Here is a 19,313-nt window from a genome sequence, read left to right on the forward strand (position 1 = left end):
GGCCGGCGCCGGGATGGGTCGGGAATTTGGGACAACATTCCCTGGCCGGTCTCCGCTGTGCGGGGTCGGCAACGTAAACAGTTAGACGGATGAGGTGAACATGAGCACTACAGGGGGCGTCAGCAGGGAACGCGGTTACACCGCACTCATTGTCCTGCTGCTGATTGCGATCGGTTTCGCGGCACTGGATTTCTTCCTGCTCAACCAGAAGAACGGTGAAGATCGCCAGGCGATCGCGCTGACCACGCAGATCCAGGTGCTGTCGCAGCAGACGGCGAAGTTCGCACTGGAATCGGCAGACGGCAACACCGACTCCTTCAAGGAGCTCGAGTCCACCCGCAACGCGATTGATGCCGCGGTGCAAAGGCTGAACAAGGGCGACGCGAAGAGCGGCATGCAGCCGTATGCGGACAACAACGCCACCCCTGCGGGGCGGGCCGTCAATGCGCTGGACGCCTCCTGGAAGCAGCTTGACGCCGACATCGGCAAGATCCTTTCCAACAAGGCCGTGGTGCTCGACTCCGGGCAGCGCGCTGCGACCCTGTCGCAGCAGATGCCCTTGCTCAACTCGAGCATGGAGCAGGTGGTCAACATCCTGCAGCAGCGCAACGGCAGTTCCGAGCAGATGCTGGGCACCTCCCGCCAGATGCTGTCGGCTGACCGCATCATCCGTCGCGTGCAGGAGGTCCTGCAGGGTGGCGACTCGGCCCAATCCGCGGCCGACGGCCTGTTCCGTGACGCGCAGTTGTACGGCAGCGTGCTCAAGGGCCTGATCGAGGGCAACCCCGACAGCGGCGTGAAGCCGATCAATGACGCGAACGCCCGCAAGATCCTCACCGACATGGACACCAGCTGGAGCCAGCTGGCCGATCCGGTGTCCAAGCTGGTTGCCGCTGCCGGCAACATCGCCGACGTGAAGCGCGCCGGCAACCAGGCCTCGCTCGATTCGCAGACCGTGCTGCTGCGTGCAAACGACTTGTCCGAGCAGATCGGCAAGCTGCCGTTGCGCCGCCTGTTCCCGAACGTGTGGTGGGGCCTGCTCGGCGCGATCGCCGCGGTGGCCTTCGCCCTGTTGCTGGTCATCACCCTGGTACGCGACCAGCGCAAGCGGTTCGCCCAGAGTACCGAGCTGAACCAGCGCAACCAGGAGGCGATCATGCGCCTGCTGGACGAGATGGGCTCGCTGGCGGAAGGCGACCTGACCGTGAAGACCACGGTGTCCGAGGACATCACCGGCGCGATCGCCGACTCGGTGAACTACGCCATCGACGAGCTTCGCTCACTGGTGACTACCATCAACGAGACCTCCGAACAGGTCTCTTCGTCGGCGCAGGAAACCCAGACCACCGCCCGTCATCTGGCCAACGCGGCGGAGCAGCAGGCGCAGCAGATCAGCTCGGCCACCTCGGCCATCAACCAGATTGTGACCTCGATGGACACGGTGTCCAGGGATTCCGCCGAATCGGCCGACGTGGCAGAGCGCTCGGTGAAGATCGCCTCGCACGGTGCCGAAGTGGTACGCGAGACCATCTCGGGCATGGACTCGATTCGCGACCAGATCCAGGAGACCTCCAAGCGCATCAAGCGCCTGGGTGAGTCTTCGCAGGAGATCGGCTCGATCGTGGAACTGATCAATGACATCGCCGAACAGACCAACATCCTGGCGTTGAACGCGGCGATCCAGGCGGCCTCGGCCGGTGAGGCGGGCCGCGGCTTCGCGGTCGTGGCGGACGAAGTGCAGCGACTGGCCGAACGTTCGACCAGCGCCACAAAACGTATCGAAACGCTGGTGCAGACGATTCAGTCCGATACCAACGAAGCGGTGAACTCGATGGAGCAGACCACCGCCGAAGTGGTTGCCGGTGCACGCCTGGCCGAGGATGCCGGTAGCGCGCTGGGCGACATCGAGCGCGTTTCGCACGATCTGTCCGCGCTGATTCAGAACATCTCGACTGCAGCGCGCGAACAGTCCGCTGCGGCAACAGATGTTTCGGTGTCGATGAACGCGATTCAGGAAATTACTTCGCAGACTTCGCAAGGTGCCAGCCAGACAGCCGACTCGATCGGTACGCTGGCGCAGCTGGCGAGCGATCTGCGGCGCTCGGTAGCGCATTTCAAGCTGCCGGGTTGACATCGGCCGTGCCGATTTTTGGCGCGATTGAGAAAAGCACAAGACAGGGGGCAGTCTCGATGGTTGCAGGATGCTGGCGTTGTGCAACCATTGAGAGAGGCGCATGAGACTTCAAGACCACATCGATTTCACGACGCTGCAATGGGTCAAGCCGGAGCTCGACGATACCTTGTCGATTGCCCGCGAGGCGCTGGAGTCCTACGTCGACAATCCGGGCAAGCGCGATTTCATGCGCACCTGCGCGGATCATCTGCATCAGGTGCAAGGCACCTTGCAGATGGTCGAGCTGTATGGCGCGGCGATGGTTACAGCGGAGATGGAGACGCTCGCCATCGCCCTGCTCGAGGACCATGTCGGCCAGCGCGAGGAAGCCTATGCCGCGCTGATGCGTGGCTTGATGCAACTGCCCGATTACCTTGAGCGTTTGTCCAGCGGTCACCGCGACGTGCCGGTGGTGCTGCTGCCGCTGCTCAACGACCTGCGGGCAAGTCGCGGTCTGGAAGCGCTGACCGAGTCGGCGATGTTCCACCCCAATCTCGACGCGTTCCTGCCCGAGCAGGCACCGGCGGCGATGAGCGAGGCCTATGCCGAGGCGCATCGCGCCGAGCTGGTCGAGCTGCGCCTGCGCTTTCAGCAGCAGTTGCTTGGCTGGTTCCGCGGCCAGAATGCCGCGGTGCAGTTGGTCAACATGCGCAAGACCCTGCTGGCAATCACGGCACGCTGCTATCACGTGCACGGCCGGCGCCTGTGGTGGATTGCCGCTGGCGTGCTCGAAGGTCTGGAGCAGGGCGCATTGAAGGGATTTGCGGGCGAAGTGCGCCAGTTGATCGGCAAGGTCGACCGCAACATCCGCCTGCTGATCGAGCAGGGCGAGCACAGCCTGCGCGGTGGCGAGGCGGATGATGTCGCCTGCAAACTGCTCTACATCGTGGCCCAGGCCAAGCAGCGCAGCCCGCAAATGGAGCTGCTGCGCAGCACTTACGGACTGGACGCGCTGTTGCCGGACGCCGGCGAGCTCGAACACGCGCGCGGCTCCATGGCCGGGCACAACCGTGCGCTGCTCGATTCGGTTTCGCGTGCGCTGAAGGATGACCTGTTGCGCGTCAAGGAAGCGCTGGACCTGTTCCTGCGCCAGCAGAATGCCGACCCGGCCCAGCTGGCCGCGCAGGGCGAAGTGCTCGAGCGTGTCGGCGATACCCTGGGCATGCTGGCGCTGGCGGTGCCGCGTCGCGTGGTCACCGAGCAGCGGCGCGTGCTCGACGAGATCGCCAATCGCATGCGCGCGGTCGATGAGGAGACCCTGCTCGACGTTGCCGGCGCACTGCTGTACGTCGAAGCTTCGCTCGACGATCACATCGAGAGCCTGGGCTCGGACGGTGAGTCCGATGCGGGCGAAGGTATGCAGTCGCTGCCACGCAGTGAGGCGCTTGGCGTTGTCACCACCCTGATGCAGGAAGCGATCGCCAATACCGGCCGGGTCAAGGACGCGATCGTGGCGTTCGTCGAGTCCGGCTGGGAGCACGAGCGCCTTGCCGGCGCGCCGTCACAGATGGATGAAGTGGCAGGCGCGATGCGCATGCTGTCTTCGCCTCGTCCGGCCGAACTGGCGCAGGGCGTGGGTCGCTTCATCGATTACGAGCTGTTGCAGGATCGGCGCGTGCCCAGTGGCGCGCAGATGGATCATCTCGCCGATGCGCTGGCTGCGCTGGAGTATTACCTCGAGGCCGCTCGTGAACATCGCGGCGGTCTGGAGCACATTCTCGACGTGGCAGAGCACAGTCTCGGCTTGCTCGGGTACTGGCCGGTGCCTGCAGCGCGCGAGTTCGCTGCCGCCGCCAGCCCGGTGGAAGCTGTCGCGCCGGCGATCGCTGCGGCCGGTGATGTCGACGATGAGGTCCACCCGGAGCTTTCCGAATCGGTCAGCCTGCTGCCGGGTGAGGATCTCAGCCAGCTTTTTGTCGGCGATCGTGGTCCGGCCGCGACTGCCGCGCATGATCTCGACGGCTTGCGGTTGGCTCAGACCGAGGCCACTGCGCCAGGCATGTTCCAGGACGGCGACGTCGAGGATCAGGATGGCGACTGGATCGAGGAAGAGGTGGACGAGCAGGTGCCAGTGCGTGATGCGCTGGCCGAGAATACTCAATTCAACTTCAACGCTGAAGGCATCGACGACGACATCCGGGAGATCTTCCTGGAGGAAATGCAGGAAGAGATCGACAACCTGCTGGGCGCCGAGAAAACCTGGCTGGCCGATCCGGCGCAGACCCCGTCGCTGATCAGCATCCGCCGTTCGTTCCATACCTTGAAGGGTTCCGGTCGACTGGTCGGTGCCGGCGTGCTGGGCGAGTTCGCCTGGAAAGTCGAGGACATGCTCAATCGCGTGCTCGACAACAGCATCCAGCCCGATGCGAACGTGCAGGCGCTGGTGCGTCACGCCATCGATGCCCTGCCGCAATTGCTTGCCGCACTCAAGGGTGAGGGCCAGCCGACCGCTCCGCTCAGTGCGATCATGCATACTGCCGGGCAACTGGCAGCAGGCAACCCGGCACGTCTGGAAGATCAGGCCTCGATGGGCACCGAAACGGTGCGTCGCACCGTGCGCCGTCGCGTGCCGCGTCTGGACATGGCCGCCGATGCCGTCCCCACGGCGGGGCTGACCGGGCTGGCGCCCGAAATCGCCGCGGACGAACCCGTCACGACGGATCACGTCATCCCGATGCCGGTGATGCCGCCGGTCGATCCGGTGTTGCTGGAAATCCTGCGCAGCGAAGTGGCGCAGTATCTGCAAACCATTCGCGGGGCAATCCAGCGTACCGATGGCGACATGCCGATCGGCGAAGAACTGCTGCGCGCCGTGCACACCCTGCACGGTGCCATCGCGATGGTCGACATCCCGCTGCTGACGCAGTTGCTGTCGCCACTGGAGGGGCTGTTCAAGCGTCTTCGTGCGGCCAACCTTCCGCTTACGTCCGCAGGTGTCCGTCTGTTGGGGCAGTCCGTCGATGTGGTCGACCACGTCATGGGCCAGTTCGACGCCAGCGAACCGCAGCTCCCGAACGCGGACGCGCTTACAGCGCAGATCGTCAACATGCGCGACGACTATCCCGAGTCGCGGGTGGCCCACGTCGTGTTCGAGCCGCAGACCGACGAGGTGGAATCGGCGCCGTCGATGGCAGCGACCGATCATGCCGGAGTCGACGAAGCGATCATGGCGGCCTCGCTGGAAGCCGGCATGGCCGAAGCCGCAGCCGCACAGGCCGCAGCCGAAGCCCAGTTGGCATCGAATGCCGAGCGGGAAATTCATCCGGATGAAGCGCACCAGGCCGAGGTGACCGCCGAGTTTGCTGCCGCGCTCGATGCGTTTGAACCCCAGGAAGCCGCTGCCGAGCGGGCTGCCGCGGAACAGGTTGCGGCGGAGAAGGCTGCCGCCGAGAAGCTGGCTGTCGAGCAGGCTGCAGCGGAACAGGCAGTTGCCGAGAAACTGGTGGCCGAGCAGGCTGCAGCGGAACGGGCTGCCACCGAGAGGCTGGCCATCGAGCAGGCTGCAGCGGACCAGGCTGCCGCCGAGAAGCTGGCAGCCGAGCAGGCTGCGGCGGAGCAGGCCGCCGCCGAGAAGCGGGCTGCCGAGCAGGCCGCAGCGGAACAGGCCGCCGCCGAGAAGCTGGCTGCCGAGCAGGCTGCAGCGGAACAGGCTATCGCCGAGAAGCTGGCTGCCGAGCAGGCTGCAGCGGAACAGGCTGTCGCGGACAAGCTGGCTGCCGAGCGGGCTGCGGCGGCACAGGCAGCTGCCGAGAAACTGGCTGCCGAGCAGGCCGCCGCGGAACAGGCGGAAGCCGAAACAACAGCAGAAGCCGGCCCCGCGCCGTCGCCGGCTTACGCCTTCGCCGGTTCAGCTCATATCGATGCCGACCTGCTGGAGGTCTTCATCGACGAAGCGCGCGAGATTCTGGACCACGCCGATGGCGTGCTTGCCCAGTGGCATGCCGATCCTGCTGACCTGGCGCATATCGCCGAGTTGCAGCGAGACCTGCACACACTCAAGGGTGGCGCGCGCATTGCCGGGCTCATGGCTGTGGGTGACCTCAGTCACGCCATCGAGACCCTGCTTGAAAAGCCGATCCGCGACACGGCCAAGACCGGCCCGCTGATCTCCGCGCTGGAAGCGAGCTTCGACCAGTTGCACTCGATGGTGCAGCAGGTTTCGCAAGGCCAGCCGTCGGACTATCCGCAGGGCATGATCGATCACCTGCTGGCGCTGGCTGGCGAAACCACGTTTGCCGACGACGCCTCGCTGGCGGCTGCCGTGATGGCGGCTCCGGCAGCCATCGCGGCGGCATCGGCGCCGCAGCATGTCAAGTCGGACCTCGATCTGCCCGAGCTCCTGCCCGAGGCCGAAGAGGAAGTGCGGTCCTCGCAGGAACAGATCCGCGTTCGCGCCGATCTGCTCGACAACCTGGTCAGCCATGCCGGCGAAGTGGCGATCTATCGCTCGCGGCTGGAGCAGCAGGTTGCCGGCTATCGCTTCAACCTGGTCGAACTGGAACAGACCGTGGCCCGTTTGCGCAGTCAGCTGCGCATGCTGGAAATCGAGACCGAAGCGCAGATCATCGCGCGCTTCCAGCGCGAGCATCGCGAGGCCGGTCTGACTGTCTTCGATCCGCTCGAGCTCGATCGCTACTCGCAGTTGCAGCAGTACTCGCGTGCACTGGCCGAGTCCGTATCCGATCTGGTGTCCATCCAGAACATGCTGGACGAACTCACCCGTCAGGCCGAAACCCTGCTGATCCAGCAGTCGCGCGTCAGTACCGAGTTGCAGGATGGCTTGTTGCGTACCCGCATGCTGCCGTTCGACACGATGGTGCCGAACCTGCGCCGCACGTTGCGCCAGGCCGCACAGGAAGAGCACAAGCAGGCCCAGCTCTACGTGGACGGTGCCCACGGTGAAATGGACCGCAACCTGCTTGACCGCATCAAGGCTCCGTTCGAGCACATGCTGCGCAACGCGATTGCGCATGGCATCGAAAGTCCGGCCGAGCGTCGCAAGGCGGGCAAGCCCGTCGAGGGTTCGGTGAACATCACGGTGGCCCGCGAAGCCACCGAGGTGGTGGTGCGGGTGAGCGACGATGGCCGCGGCCTGAATCGCGAGGCGATCCGCAAGCGCGGCATCGAGCGTGGCCTGCTGCGCGCCGAGACCCGGCCCACCGACAACCAGCTGCTTTCGCTGATCACCCAGCCGGGCTTCTCCACTGCCAGCAAGGTGACCCAGCTGGCTGGCCGCGGCGTCGGCATGGACGTGGTGGCCAACGAGATCAAGCAGCTCGGTGGTTCGCTGTCGATCGAATCGGAAGAAGGTCAGGGCAGCACCTTCATCCTGCGTCTGCCGTTCACCCTGGCGGTGACCCAGGCCATCCTGGTGCGCATCGGCGAGGCGACTTTCGCGATCCCGATGACCTCGGTGCAAGGTGTGGCCCGGGTCAATCCGGAAGAGCTGACCGCCTTGATGGCGCAGGACGAACCGTCGTTCCAGTACGGCAACGAGGCCTTCGGCATTCACGACCTGGCCGAGTTGCTTGGTCTGCCGCCGGGCCTTCCGGCGGAGGACGAGCAGCAGCCGCTGCTGCTGACCCGCGCCGGCGACCTGCGTGCGGCGATCCGCATCGACGCCGTGCTGGGTTCACGCGAGATCGTGGTGAAGTCGGTGGGTCCGCAGATCAGTTCGGTACCCGGCCTGCTTGGTGCGACGATCATGGGCGACGGCTCGGTGCTGATCATTCTCGATCTGGCCCCGCTGGTGCGTCACGGCATGATTCGTCGCGACCAGCGCCTTTCCGAAGGCCTCAGCGCGGTGCAGGCGCCGGTGGTCGAGGAAGTGCAGGTGCGCCCACTGGTCATGGTGGTCGACGACTCCATCACCATGCGCAAGGTCACCGGGCGCGTGCTGGAGCGTCACGAGTACGAGGTAAGCACGGCAAAGGACGGCGTGGATGCGCTGGAGAAGCTGCACGAGCGCGTGCCGGACCTGATGCTGCTGGACATCGAGATGCCACGCATGGACGGTTACGAGCTGGCGACCCACATGAAGGCCGACCCGCGACTGCGCGATGTGCCGATCATCATGATCACCTCGCGCAGCGGCGACAAGCATCGTCAGCGAGCGTTCGACATCGGCGTGGATCGTTACCTCGGCAAGCCGTACCAGGAGGCGGAGCTGCTGGTGCAGATCGGCGAAGTATTGGAACAACGAGCAGCGGAGCCTGTTCATGAGTGAAATGGCGCCCGCGGTTGCCCTGCTGTTTGACGATACCGAACTGGTCGGCCAGCTGCGCGAAGCGCTGCACGAACGTGGCGCCCGCATCGTGCACGAGGGCGGCGTTTCCGGCCTGAGCAGGGACCTGTTGCAGCGGGTGGGTGCCGATGTCCTGGTGATCAACCTCGACGATGGCGCCGACGATGCGCTGGATCATTTGTACGAAGTGATCGACGGCGAGCGCCCGCGCGTGGTTTTCAATGACGCACAGGCCAGCCGTTCGCTGGCCGGCTGGGATCGCGCGCGCTGGGCTCGGCACCTGGCGGTCAAGGTGCTGGCGATCGGCGATGTCGATCCACCGCGCCCCGATGACTCGCGCATGGTCATCGCCTCACCGGCGGATCGGGCGATTGAAGTCGAACCGCCTGCTGCGCCACTGGCGGCAACGCCGGAGCCGGCGCCGCCAGCCGAAGTCGTGGTGGCGAATGAGGCCGTCGTGGAGGCTCACTCGCTGGCTGCGGACGTCGTCGAGTCCGACGCGGATGCCGACTTTCTGCCCCTGCATGACGATGCCGATGGCCAGCACGAACAAATCGCTGCCGCGGAGTCGGAGAACCTTGCGGCGGAACTGGAGGCCTTGCTGGCGTCCGGCGAGCTGCCGGCGGAAGACGAACTTGGGTCAGGCCTGCGCTTCGCCGGTGACGTCGAGCCGCCGCCGTTGCATGACGGCAACTTCGGTGAGCAGTTGGCTGAGTCGGACGTACTGCACACGGGCGAGCCGCCGCTACGCGCTGGCGTCGCGCCGCCGACGTTCCAGACCGCTCATCTCGAACTGTCTGCGCTGACTGATGCCGACGTGGCCACCACACCGGCTGCTGCGGCGCACCCGGTCATGGTCGAAAGCACGCAGACGGTGCGCGCACCGGACGACTGGGCGCTGGTCGACGAGGACGCGCAGCACGCGGTGGCGGAGCCGGAGAAGCCCGATGCCGGCATGTTCGGCATCGAGAAGATGAGTGCGGCCGACTTCCTGGCGCCGGAGGCCGATGCGGATGCGGCCGATGTCGAGCCGCTGATGAGTCTTGAGCTGGTTTCGATGGAAGAGGCGGTTGCGCCGCAGCCCTACGCACGTGTTGAAGACCATGAGATGGTGCTCGACGAGCTGGGCGGCGCCTTGAGCCGGCTGGTGCTGTTGGGTGCTGCCACCGATGGCATCGATTCGGTCTGCGCATTTCTGGCGCTGCTGCCTGCGGCCACGCGCCTGACGTTCCTGCATACCCAGCATATGGGCGAACAGTCCGATGTGGCCTTGGTGGCGAAGTTCAGGGCGCAGTGCGCCTTGCCCGTGCGCCTGGCGGAACAGGGCGGGCGTGCGAAACACGGTGAAGTATTGATGGTGCCGGCCGGTCAGCAGGTGCGTTTGCGCCGGGATGGCAGCATCGAGCTGCAGCCGGTCGGCGATGAGTCCGTCGACGGCCCGTCGATCGACGCCAGTCTGACCATGGCAGCGAGCGTGTTTGGCCGCGATGCGCTGGCCATAGTATTCGCGGGGCGCGGCAACGACGCGGTAGCTGGTGCGCAGGCGGTCCACGATCGCGGCGGCCAGGTCTGGGTAGAGTCGTCGTCCGGGGAACATTTCGCCGACATGGTCAGCGGAATCTTTGCCGAACGACTGGTCAGTTTTTCCGGCACGCCGAACGAGTTGGCGGCGCGCCTGATCGAGGTGTTTCCATGAGTGATCCGTTGCCGCGTGAAATTCGCTGCGTGCTGGTGCCGGTGGGCAACCTGCGTCTGCTGTTGCCCAACGCAAACATTGCCGAAGTGATCACCCAGAGCAAGCCGGAGCCGCTGGCCGGCGCACCTGACTGGATGCTGGGGCGGATCCAGTGGCGTGGCTGGCGCGTACCGCTGATATCGTTCACCGTGCTGGCGGGCACCGAGCCGGGGGACGCTGATCTGAGCGTGCGCGTGGCGGTCCTGAAGGCGCTCGGCGGTAATCCGAAGTTGCCCTTCATCGCGGTGCTGACCCAGGGCTTTCCGCGCCTGACCACCCTGAACGCCGAGCTGATCATTCCCACCCATGACGGCAAGCCATTGCCGCCGGGCGTACGCGCCCACGTGCTGGTGCGTGATGACGTGGCGATGATCCCGGATCTCGAATGGATCGAGGCCACCTTGCTCGATCTGTACGACGATTCCGGCTTGATGGAGTCCACCGAGTCGGTGGAAGCCGGCGAGTCGACCCACCGCGACGAGTGAACCCGGTCGCGCGACGGCGAGCTAGCCGTCGCCGTGCAACGCCTGCAGTGCCGCCATGGCGGCCAGGCCCGCGGTTTCCGTGCGCAGGATACGCGGACCCAGTCGCAGCCCTTCGAAGCCTGCCTGGGTCAGTGCGCCAATGTCGCGTTCGCCCAGTCCGCCTTCCGGGCCGACCACCAGCAGACCGCCGGCAGCACCGAAGCGCAACTCGCGTGCCGAGCGCGTGGCTTGCGGAAGCAGGGCCAGCCGCAAGGCACCGTCATCGGCCAGGCTTTCCAGCCAGCTAGCCAGCGGCTGCGCCGAGGTGATCTCGGGCAGCCGCGCGCGGCCGCATTGTTCGCACGCGCTGGCGGCCACCGCACGCCAGTGGGCCAGGCGCTTTTCGGCACGGGCCGGATCGAGCTTCACCTCCGAACGTTCGGTCAGCAGCGGCACGATGCAGACGGCGCCGAGCTCGGTGGCCTTCTGCACGATCAGATCCATCTTCTCGCCGCGGGCCACACCCTGCGCCAGCGTCAGCGGCAGTGGCGACTCGTTCTGCACGGCCAGCCTGGCGTCGATCCGCACCCGCAGTTCGCGCTTGCCCAGCGCCACGATCACCGCGGCGTAGTCGTTGCCGTCGCCGTTGAACAAGGTGAGGGCGTCGCCGGCACTCATGCGCAACACGCGTCCGGCATGTTCGGCGGCCTGGGCCGGCAGCGCCAGCTCATTGGCAATGCCGAGGGGTTGGTCGACGTGGATCCGGATCGTGCGCATGGAAACGGTTTGGTATGGAACGGTCGCCCAGCATAACGCGGGGCGTCGATCCGGCGTCATGATCGCGTTGCCGGCTAGTCGGCGACGGCGCGTTCGATCCCGCTGATCGCGGTGTCCACCAGCAGGTCGAGTTCCGCCTCGCTGACCACGTAGGGCGGCATGAAGTAGATCACGTCGCCGAGCGGACGCAGCAGCACACCGTGTTGCAGGCCGTGCAGATAGACGCGCAAACCGCGCCGCTGCGCCGCCGGGTACGGCCGCTGGCCAGCCTTGTCGGCCACCAGTTCAACCGCCGCGATCATGCCGGTCTGGCGTACCTCGGCCACGTGGGGGTGGCCCCGCAGCGCGTCCAGGCGCCGGCCCAGATGCGCGGCAAGCTGGCGATTGCGTTCGAGCACAGGTTCATCGCGGAAGATTGCCAGGGTTTCCAGCGCCACCCGACAGGCCAGCGGGTTGCCGGTGTAACTGTGCGAGTGCAGGAACGCCTTGCCGGCACTGTATTCGGCATAGAACGCCTGATAGATCGTCTCGCCGGTCAGCACCGCCGAAAGCGGCAGGAAGCCGCCGGTGAGTCCCTTCGACAGGCACATGAAATCCGGCGACACGCCGGCCTGTTCGCACGCGAACAGCGTGCCGGTACGGCCGAAGCCGACCGCGATCTCGTCGGCGATGAAGTGCACCGCGAACTCGTCGCACAAGGTGCGCAGGCCGCGGAGATAGGCGGGGTGGTACATGCGCATGCCGCCGGCGCACTGCACCAGCGGTTCGACGATCACCGCACAAGTCTCGTGCGCATGCCGCTCGAGCAGCACGCGCATCGCACCGAGGCAGCGCGTGGCGACCTGTTCGGGTGACTCGCCGGGATGCCCCTGGTAGGCGTCCGGCGAGGGCGCCAGGAACGGCGTCAACAGCAGTGGTGCATACGTCTTGCGGTACAGCGCCACGTCGCTCACGGAGAGTGCGCCAAGGGTTTCCCCGTGATAGCTGCCGGTCAGTGCGATGAAGCGGGTCTTCGCGCCATGACCGCGGTTGAGCCAATAGTGGAAGCTCATCTTCAAGGCCACTTCGATCGCCGCCGAGCCGTTGTCGGCATAGAACACGCGGTCGAGTCCGGGCGGGGTGATCCGTACCAGCTCCTCGGCCAGCGCGATGGCCGGCTCGTGGGTGAAGCCGGCGAAGATCACGTGTTCCAGCGTACGCGCCTGCGCGGCCAGCACCTCGGCGATGCGCGGATTGGCATGGCCGAACAAGTTGGTCCACCATGAGCTGATGCCGTCGAGGTAACGCTTGCCATCGGCATCGATCAGCCATGCGCCCTCGCCGCGCACAATCGGCAGCATCGGGACACCGGCAGTACCGGCCGGGTCGTGGTCGTGCATCTGGGTGCAGGGGTGCCAGACATGGCGCAGGTCACGTGCGGCGAGTGCGCTGTTGGCGCTTGCGGGATTGTTCATCGGGCTATCATCGGTGCAGCGCGACGGTCGCTCAAGTCCGCTGTGTCGTTCATTCCGGGATTCCACGCTTGAAGTCATTGCGGATCAGCCTGATTGCCTTCGGTGCGCTTGTCGCGATCGCGGGCACCTTGCTGTGGTTTCTGCCAGCGCGCTGGATACTGCCGTGGCTCGAACCCCGCCTGCATGGCCTACAGTTGCAGCAGGTCAGCGGCAGCGTGTGGGACGGCCGTGCCGACGCCGTGGTGGCTGCGGACGCACAGACGCTGGGCCAGTTGCAATGGCAGTTGTCGCGGCGGGCACTATTGGGCCAGCCACGCATGCGAGTGCAGTTCACCGGTCCGCAGCTGGCCTTTTCGGGCGAGTTGGCGCGACTGCCGAACGGCGACATGCAGGCGCGCGATGCGCACATCCACGCGGCCCTGGCTACCCTCGGTGGCGCATGGAATACGCCGTGGGGCCAGCCGCGCGGCGAGCTGCAAGTGGCGGTCGTCCACGTCGTGCTGCATGGCGGCTGGCCGATGCAACTGGATGCGCAGGCGACCTGGCGCGATGCCGCGGTGCGCACCACCCAGGGTGACCTTGCGCTGGGCGAGGTACGCGCGCGTGCCCAGGCCGAGCAGGGAGTGATCCGGGCGCAACTGCACGATGCCGGCGGCGGCCCGCTGCAGCTCGCCGGCGCCCTGCAACTCAGCCCGCTGGGCTGGCGGCTGGACGCCACGCTGCGCGCCCGACAGACTGATCCGGCGCTGCAGCGCTGGCTGGCCACGCTCGGCACGCCGGCCGCCGATGGCAGCGTGCATATCCAACGTCACGGCGGACTGGCTGGTATCGCGCCGGCGCCGCCCATCCACTGAAGGACGCGAGACGAAGATGACTCCTGATATCGCCGCCATGGCCCTGACTGCCGCCCGTGAAGCCGCCGCAGCGGCAGCCGAGGTGATCCGCCACTACTGGCGCCGTGGCGTGGAGGTGGAGCTGAAGGCCGACGCCACCCCGGTCACGGTGGCCGACCGTGAGGCCGAGCAGGCGATCCGGAAGATACTGCAGGCGGCCCTGCCGCAAGCCTCGATCTATGGCGAGGAGTTCGGCCTGGATGGCGAGCGCGGCGGCCTGCTGTGGCTGGTCGATCCGCTGGATGGCACCAAGAGCTTCGTGCGCCGCACGCCGTTCTTCTCCACCCAGATCGCTCTGATGGACGGTGATGCGCTGGTGCTGGGCGTGTCCAGTGCACCGGTCTATGGCGAAACCATGTGGGCCAGTGCCGGCCAGGGTGCGTGGCTCGATGGCGAGCGCGTGCGCGTGGCCGCCACCGACGAGATCGGCGAGGCGTCGATCTCCACCGGCAACATCAGGACCCTGACCGGCGACTCGCGCTGGGATGCACTGGGCGCGCTGATCCGTGACAGCAACCGAATCCGCGGCTACGGCGATTTCTGCCACTACCACCTGCTGGCACGCGGCAGCCTGGACCTGGTGATCGAGTCGGACGTGAATATCCTCGACATTGCCGCGCTGGCCGTGATCGTGCGCGAAGCCGGTGGGGTGTTCAGCGACCTGGACGGCGCGCCGCCGACCCTGGACACGCGCAGCGTGCTGGCGGGCACGCCGGCCATCCATGCCCAGGCCCTGCAGCGCCTGCGGCGTTGAGCGCGGCGAGCTAGAATGATCCGATGCGCAAATTACCGATCGTCCATGCCATCCGTGATGTCACCGACAGCCACTTCCTGCACGTGGAGCAACTCGACCTGGAGTTCTCCAACGGCGAGCGCCGCACCTACGAGCGACTGAAGGGCAGCGGCCTGGGTGCGGTGATCATCGTGCCGATGCTGGACGACGACACGGTGCTGCTGGTGCGCGAATACGGTGGTGGCGTCGGCCGTTACGAACTGGGCCTGCCCAAGGGCCGCCTGGATCAGGATGAGACGGCTGAGCAGGGCGCCGAGCGCGAGCTGAAGGAAGAGGTCGGCTACGGTGCGCGCAAGTTGCAGATCCTGCACAACCTGTCGCTGTCGCCGTCATACATGACGCACATGGCGCACGTGGTGCTGGCACAGGATCTTTACCCCGAGAAACTGGTTGGCGACGAGCCGGAAGAACTCGAGGTGGTGCCGTGGAAAATGTCCGAGCTGCACACCTTGCTGGGCCGCGATGACGTGACCGAAGGGCGTTCGATCGCTGCACTGTTCATGGCCCGCGAGTACCTCGCCGGGCGTTTCCAGCGGTCATGAGCATGCCACCGGAACTGGCGCGCCGGATCGGTGCGATGGCGCGTGCCGCCGGCGCGGCGATCCTTGAGGTCTACCACGGCGATTTCGCCGTGCAGACCAAGGCCGACGCCTCGCCGCTGACCGCCGCCGACCTCGCCGCCCAGCAGGTCATCATGGCCGGGCTGGCCACGCTGGACGAGCAACTGCCCGTGCTGTCGGAAGAAGCCAAGGCACTGCCCTGGACGGAGCGCCAGCACTGGTCGCGCTACTGGCTGGTCGACCCGCTCGACGGCACCCGTGAGTTCGTCAAGCGCAATGGCGAATTCACCGTCAATATCGCGCTGATCGACGATCGCCACAGTGTGCTCGGCGTGGTGCTGGCGCCGGTGACTGGCGAACTGTATGTGGCGACGCAGGGACGCGGCGCGTGGCTGCAGAGCGCAGCGGACGGTCCGTGGCAGCGCATCCATGCGCGTCCGCTGAGCAAGCCTGCCACGGTGGCCGGCAGCCGCTCGCATGGTGGTGCGCAGAGCGAAGCCTTGCAGCAGTTGATCGGCACCGATTACCAGATGATCCCGCTCGGCTCGTCGCTGAAGTTCTGTCTGATCGCGCGCGGCGATGCGGACGTCTACTTGCGCCTTGGCCTCACCAGCGAATGGGATACCGCCGCGGCGCAATGCGTGCTGGATGAGGCCGGCGGCGCGGTGCTCGACCTGGCTGGCCAGCCGTTCCGTTACAACCGCGGCGAGTCGCTGCTGAATCCGGAGTTCATCGCGGTGGGCGATCGCACGATCGACTGGGCCGAACGGTTGCGCGCGCTGTGAGCGATACGCCGCGTCACAGCCTCGATGACCTGCTCGCGATCATGGCGCGCCTGCGTGATCCGCGGCGGGGCTGTCCGTGGGATGTGCAGCAGGATTTCGCGTCGATTGCCGCCTATACGATCGAGGAGGCCTACGAGGTGGCCGACGCGATCGATCGCCAGGACTGGACCGACCTGTGCGACGAACTGGGCGACCTGTTGCTGCAGGTGGTTTTCCACGCGCAGATGGCCTCCGAGCAGGGCCTGTTCGAATTCGCCGATGTCGCCCATGCGATCAGCGCGAAGATGCTGCGACGCCACCCGCATGTGTTCGGCGATACGCGCTATGCCGACCTGGCCGCGCAGATGCAGGCATGGGAACAGATCAAGGCCGGCGAGCGCGCGCAGAAAGGCCAGCTGGCGGACGCCAGTGCGCTGGCCGGGATCTCGTCCGGCCTGCCGGAGTGGAAGCGAGCGCACAAGCTGCAGCAGCGCGCCGCCGCCACCGGCTTCGAGTGGCCGGGCCCGGCACCGGTGCTGGAAAAGCTGGTCGAGGAAGTAGAGGAGGTGCGCGTCGAGTTCGCCAACGGCGCCGACCCGGCACGCTTGCAGGATGAGATCGGCGACGTACTGTTCGTGATGGTGAACCTGGCCCGTCATGCCGGCGTGGATTTTTCGCAGGCCCTGCGGCATGCCAACGCGAAATTCGAGCGTCGCTTTCGACAGATGGAACAATTGGCGGCGGCCGATGGCGGGGCATTCGCCGACTGCACGCTGGAGCAGCAGGAACTGCTCTGGCAGCGCGCCAAGCAGGCCGAGTCATGGAATTGATGCGGCGCGACGGCAGAAGCCACCGCGCCGCCGGTCGTGCGTTGCCGTAGAAGTTACTTCGCCGGCGGGGCCGGCTGGTCAGCTCGCTGCTGCCACTGGGCGCGCATCTTTTCGCGCTCGGCCCGCATCTTCGCCTCGTTCGCCAGGTTCTCGTCCAGCCCCTTGCGCAGGGTGGCGATGGCCTGATCCACATTCGCCGGCTGCGCCTGCAGGCGAGCCAGGCGGTGATACACGTAGTCGCGTACGCGTGGATCCTGCGACTTGGCCAGTACGTCGTTGTAGACCGCGGTCATGTCCTTGCTGCGGCCGGACTGCATGTACAAGCGCTCCAGTCCGCGCAGGTCGCCGATCACGCCGCCGCGCTGGCGATCGCCGTGGTCCCGATGCATGCCATGCCCGTGCTCGCCATGGGCAGAGTGCATGTCCTTGCCGGCCATGGCATGCGGTGCTGGCGGCGGTGTCGGCGCGTTCTGGGCTATGACGAACGAGGTGGATCCGGCGATCAGCAGGGCCAGCGTGGAAGCGAGCAGGGTCTTGCGATGCATGGTGAGTCTCCTGGATGGGTAAGCTGTAGAACGCGATGGCACCGGTAGGGTTGACTTGTGCGTTCACGCCTTGCTCATGCTTGCAACCCTTTGGCTGGCAGCTGCATCCCAGCTGATGCCGACCACTCGGGTCGATTTGCTCAGGAGAGTTCCATGCGTCGCCTTCTTACCGCAGCACTGCTGCTCGCCCCGATCGCCTGCTTCGCCGCCAGCCCGTGCAAGTACCAGGCGCCGCGCAACCTGCAACTGGATCTGGCTGGCGTGCACGGCATCCAGATCGATGTACACAGTCAGGATCTGCACCTGACTGGCAGCGACAGCGGCAAGGGCCTGAGCCTGACCGGTCGCGCCTGCGCGTCGAGCCAGGCCGTGCTGGACAAGTTGCAGGTCAGCCAGCGCCGCGAAGGCGACCAGTTGCTGATCGACATCGGTGGTGATGGCGGTTTCAACTTCAACCTGTTCGGCGACAGTTCCTACGCCAGCCTCGAAGTGACCATGCAACTGCCAACCGACCTGCCGGTAACCTTGCGCGTGGGCTCCGGCGACGCCGATGTCAGCGGCGTGCAGCAACTGGAGGCCAGCGTGGGTTCGGGGGACCTGCACGTGCGTCAGCTGCCAGGCAAGCTGGCGGTCAGCGTGGGCTCGGGCGACATCGATGCCACCGACATCGGCAGCCTCGACCTCGGCTCGGTCGGCTCGGGCGACTTCAAGGCGAAGGGCATCAAGGGCGACGCCCGCGTGGGCAGCATCGGCTCGGGCGATGTCACCCTGGGCCGGGTCGGCGGAAGCGTGCAGGCCGATACGCTGGGCTCCGGCGATCTCGACGTCAGCGACGTGGCGGGCGACTTCAGCCTCGGCGCCAAGGGCAGCGGCGATGTGAACCATGCCGGGGTGAAGGGCAAGGTCAGCGTGCCACGCGACGACGATTGACCGCAGTCAGCCCAGCCAGCGCCACGCCAGGTAAACCAGCGGCGCGCAGATCAGCAGGAACGGTATCGATACCCGATGCAGCAGCCGCACACCGTGCGGCTGTTTCGCCAGGCGCAAGGCGATCAGGTTCGCCAGTGAACCGATCGCCATGCCGAAGCCGCCCACGTTCACCGCGACCGCCAGCGCGATCGGATCCGGGGCGCGCTCCAGCAGCAGCACCGTCGCCGGCACATTGCTCATCAGCTGTGCGGCGACGATGCCACTGGCGTACACGGTCAGCGGCTGGTGGAAGTCGAGCCGGTCCAGCGCCTGCCGCACCAGCGGCAGTTCGGCGAAGTGACCCAGGCCGAGGAAGATCGCGGCGAACGTCGCCAGCAGCAACCAGTCGATCCGGGCCAGGCTCGAACGTGCCAGCAGCGCGAACAGCACCAGCAGCAAGCCGGCGCCCAGCGGCGCCTGGCCGTATTCCATCAGCAGCACCATGCCGGTGAGGGCGGCCATCGACCACGCGCCCAGGCGGGTCGAGGTTACTGCGCCATCGATCCGCTCCGCCGTCAGCGCCACGCGATCGCGTGGCAACCACAGCCAGGTGAATGCGGCGACCAGCGCCAGCATCATGGCCGCCGCCGGCAGCATCGCCGCGACGAAGTGCAGGAATGGCATTCCCGAGTGCTGCCACAGCAGCAGGTTCTGCGGGTTGCCGATCGGACTCAGGGTCGAACCGGCATTCACCGCCAGCGCTTCCAGCACCACCATGCGCAGCACCGGAAGGTTGGAGACGTTGCCGATCGCCAGCGTCAGCGGCACGATCAGGAACAGGCTCACGTCGTTGGTCAGCACCATCGACAGCACGGCCGTCGCCGCGACCAGCAGCAGGCCCAGGTTGCGCAGCGAATGCGCCCGCGCCACCACGGCCACCGCTGCATGCTGGACCAGCCCGCTGTCACGGATGCCCTGGATCGCGATCAGCAAGCCGGTGAGGCCCGCCAGGGTGGGCAGTTGCAACCAGCGTCGATAGCTGGCCAGTGGCTGCGGATCGATCACCGCCAGGGCGATCGCCAGGCCCGCAAACAGCCATAGCAGCCACTCCGCGCGGAGGCGCTGGCGGATCGGGTTGGCAATCATGGGCGGTCCGGCGGCAGAGTGACGGC

General features: G+C 66.4%; 14 protein-coding genes. 10 read left to right on the forward strand and 4 right to left on the reverse strand.

From position 1 onward, the window contains the following. The first annotated feature begins 100 nt into the window (after positions 1-100). From ACQGNJ_RS09195 to ACQGNJ_RS09210, 4 genes are all read left to right on the forward strand, one after another. On the forward strand, positions 101-2,131 hold the full coding sequence (locus tag ACQGNJ_RS09195; protein WP_426688941.1) for a methyl-accepting chemotaxis protein: 2,031 nt from the start codon (positions 101-103) through the stop codon (positions 2,129-2,131). Between the two features lie 103 nt (positions 2,132-2,234). Continuing rightward, a complete protein-coding gene (locus tag ACQGNJ_RS09200) occupies positions 2,235-8,399 on the forward strand; it encodes a FimL-related protein (RefSeq protein WP_426688942.1) in 6,165 nt (2,054 codons plus the stop codon). Further along, a complete protein-coding gene (locus ACQGNJ_RS09205; RefSeq protein ID WP_426688943.1) occupies positions 8,392-10,113 on the forward strand; it encodes a chemotaxis protein CheB in 1,722 nt (573 codons plus the stop codon). The genes ACQGNJ_RS09200 and ACQGNJ_RS09205 overlap by 8 nt, the downstream gene beginning before the upstream one ends. Continuing rightward, positions 10,110-10,637: a chemotaxis protein CheW gene (locus tag ACQGNJ_RS09210; protein ID WP_426688944.1), complete on the forward strand. Its 528-nt coding sequence runs from the start codon at positions 10,110-10,112 to the stop codon at positions 10,635-10,637. Before ACQGNJ_RS09205 ends, ACQGNJ_RS09210 begins: the two co-directional genes overlap by 4 nt. A gap of 21 nt (positions 10,638-10,658) precedes the next feature. Here ACQGNJ_RS09210 and ACQGNJ_RS09215 read toward each other — a convergent pair whose 3' ends face one another. Together ACQGNJ_RS09215 and ACQGNJ_RS09220 are read right to left on the reverse strand one after the other, a co-directional pair. Beyond that, the gene (locus tag ACQGNJ_RS09215; RefSeq protein WP_426688945.1) at positions 10,659-11,393 is read right to left on the reverse strand and encodes a 16S rRNA (uracil(1498)-N(3))-methyltransferase; all 735 of its coding nucleotides are present in this window, start codon (positions 11,391-11,393) and stop codon (positions 10,659-10,661) included. A 74-nt stretch (positions 11,394-11,467) separates the two neighbouring features. Next, positions 11,468-12,847: an adenosylmethionine--8-amino-7-oxononanoate transaminase gene (locus ACQGNJ_RS09220; protein ID WP_426688946.1), complete on the reverse strand. Its 1,380-nt coding sequence runs from the start codon at positions 12,845-12,847 to the stop codon at positions 11,468-11,470. Positions 12,848-12,915: 68 nt separating this feature from the next. On the opposite strand from ACQGNJ_RS09220, the gene ACQGNJ_RS09225 reads away from it, so the two are divergent. Genes ACQGNJ_RS09225 through mazG form a run of 5 tightly spaced genes read left to right on the forward strand, consistent with a single transcriptional unit; the run spans position 12,916 to position 16,687 of the window. Beyond that, positions 12,916-13,701 (forward strand): type II secretion system protein N, encoded by a 786-nt coding sequence (locus tag ACQGNJ_RS09225; RefSeq protein WP_426688947.1) that lies wholly within the window; start codon positions 12,916-12,918, stop codon positions 13,699-13,701. Positions 13,702-13,717: 16 nt separating this feature from the next. Further along, the gene (locus tag ACQGNJ_RS09230) at positions 13,718-14,494 is read left to right on the forward strand and encodes an inositol monophosphatase family protein (RefSeq protein WP_426688948.1); all 777 of its coding nucleotides are present in this window, start codon (positions 13,718-13,720) and stop codon (positions 14,492-14,494) included. Positions 14,495-14,517: 23 nt separating this feature from the next. Then, positions 14,518-15,075, forward strand: a complete 558-nt coding sequence (gene nudE, locus ACQGNJ_RS09235; protein WP_426688949.1) for an ADP compounds hydrolase NudE — start codon at positions 14,518-14,520, stop codon at positions 15,073-15,075. Further along, positions 15,072-15,878, forward strand: a complete 807-nt coding sequence (gene cysQ, locus ACQGNJ_RS09240) for a 3'(2'),5'-bisphosphate nucleotidase CysQ (protein ID WP_426688950.1) — start codon at positions 15,072-15,074, stop codon at positions 15,876-15,878. The genes nudE and cysQ overlap by 4 nt, the downstream gene beginning before the upstream one ends. Next, complete coding sequence (mazG, locus tag ACQGNJ_RS09245) at positions 15,875-16,687, forward strand: nucleoside triphosphate pyrophosphohydrolase (RefSeq protein WP_426688951.1); 813 nt, start codon at positions 15,875-15,877, stop codon at positions 16,685-16,687. The genes cysQ and mazG overlap by 4 nt, the downstream gene beginning before the upstream one ends. A 53-nt stretch (positions 16,688-16,740) precedes the next feature. On the opposite strand, the gene ACQGNJ_RS09250 is transcribed toward mazG, so the two are convergent. Beyond that, positions 16,741-17,232: a YfgM family protein gene (locus ACQGNJ_RS09250; protein ID WP_426688952.1), complete on the reverse strand. Its 492-nt coding sequence runs from the start codon at positions 17,230-17,232 to the stop codon at positions 16,741-16,743. Positions 17,233-17,385: 153 nt separating this feature from the next. Here ACQGNJ_RS09250 and ACQGNJ_RS09255 point away from each other — a divergent pair, with 153 nt between their 5' ends. Next, a complete protein-coding gene (locus ACQGNJ_RS09255) occupies positions 17,386-18,162 on the forward strand; it encodes a DUF4097 family beta strand repeat-containing protein (protein WP_426688953.1) in 777 nt (258 codons plus the stop codon). A gap of 6 nt (positions 18,163-18,168) precedes the next feature. On the opposite strand, the gene ACQGNJ_RS09260 is transcribed toward ACQGNJ_RS09255, so the two are convergent. Next, positions 18,169-19,287: an SLC13 family permease gene (locus tag ACQGNJ_RS09260; RefSeq protein WP_426688954.1), complete on the reverse strand. Its 1,119-nt coding sequence runs from the start codon at positions 19,285-19,287 to the stop codon at positions 18,169-18,171. Between the last annotated feature and the right edge of the window lie 26 nt (positions 19,288-19,313).

It is taken from the genome of Rhodanobacter ginsengiterrae (assembly GCF_050026815.1).
GTDB lineage: Bacteria > Pseudomonadota > Gammaproteobacteria > Xanthomonadales > Rhodanobacteraceae > Rhodanobacter > Rhodanobacter ginsengiterrae.

Bases quoted from the DNA above. Each gene is read 5' to 3' on its own strand.
- ACQGNJ_RS09205 (WP_426688943.1), top strand. From the start codon at position 8,392: ATGAGTGAAATGGCGCCCGCGGTTGCCCTGCTGTTTGACGATACCGAA.
- nudE (WP_426688949.1), top strand. From the start codon at position 14,518: ATGCGCAAATTACCGATCGTCCATGCCATCCGTGATGTCACCGACAGC.
- ACQGNJ_RS09260 (WP_426688954.1), bottom strand. From the start codon at position 19,287: ATGATTGCCAACCCGATCCGCCAGCGCCTCCGCGCGGAGTGGCTGCTA.
- ACQGNJ_RS09200 (WP_426688942.1), top strand. From the start codon at position 2,235: ATGAGACTTCAAGACCACATCGATTTCACGACGCTGCAATGGGTCAAG.
- ACQGNJ_RS09210 (WP_426688944.1), top strand. From the start codon at position 10,110: ATGAGTGATCCGTTGCCGCGTGAAATTCGCTGCGTGCTGGTGCCGGTG.
- ACQGNJ_RS09250 (WP_426688952.1), bottom strand. From the start codon at position 17,232: ATGCATCGCAAGACCCTGCTCGCTTCCACGCTGGCCCTGCTGATCGCC.
- ACQGNJ_RS09255 (WP_426688953.1), top strand. From the start codon at position 17,386: ATGCGTCGCCTTCTTACCGCAGCACTGCTGCTCGCCCCGATCGCCTGC.
- ACQGNJ_RS09195 (WP_426688941.1), top strand. From the start codon at position 101: ATGAGCACTACAGGGGGCGTCAGCAGGGAACGCGGTTACACCGCACTC.
- ACQGNJ_RS09220 (WP_426688946.1), bottom strand. From the start codon at position 12,847: ATGAACAATCCCGCAAGCGCCAACAGCGCACTCGCCGCACGTGACCTG.
- ACQGNJ_RS09215 (WP_426688945.1), bottom strand. From the start codon at position 11,393: ATGCGCACGATCCGGATCCACGTCGACCAACCCCTCGGCATTGCCAAT.
- ACQGNJ_RS09230 (WP_426688948.1), top strand. From the start codon at position 13,718: ATGACTCCTGATATCGCCGCCATGGCCCTGACTGCCGCCCGTGAAGCC.
- cysQ (WP_426688950.1), top strand. From the start codon at position 15,072: ATGAGCATGCCACCGGAACTGGCGCGCCGGATCGGTGCGATGGCGCGT.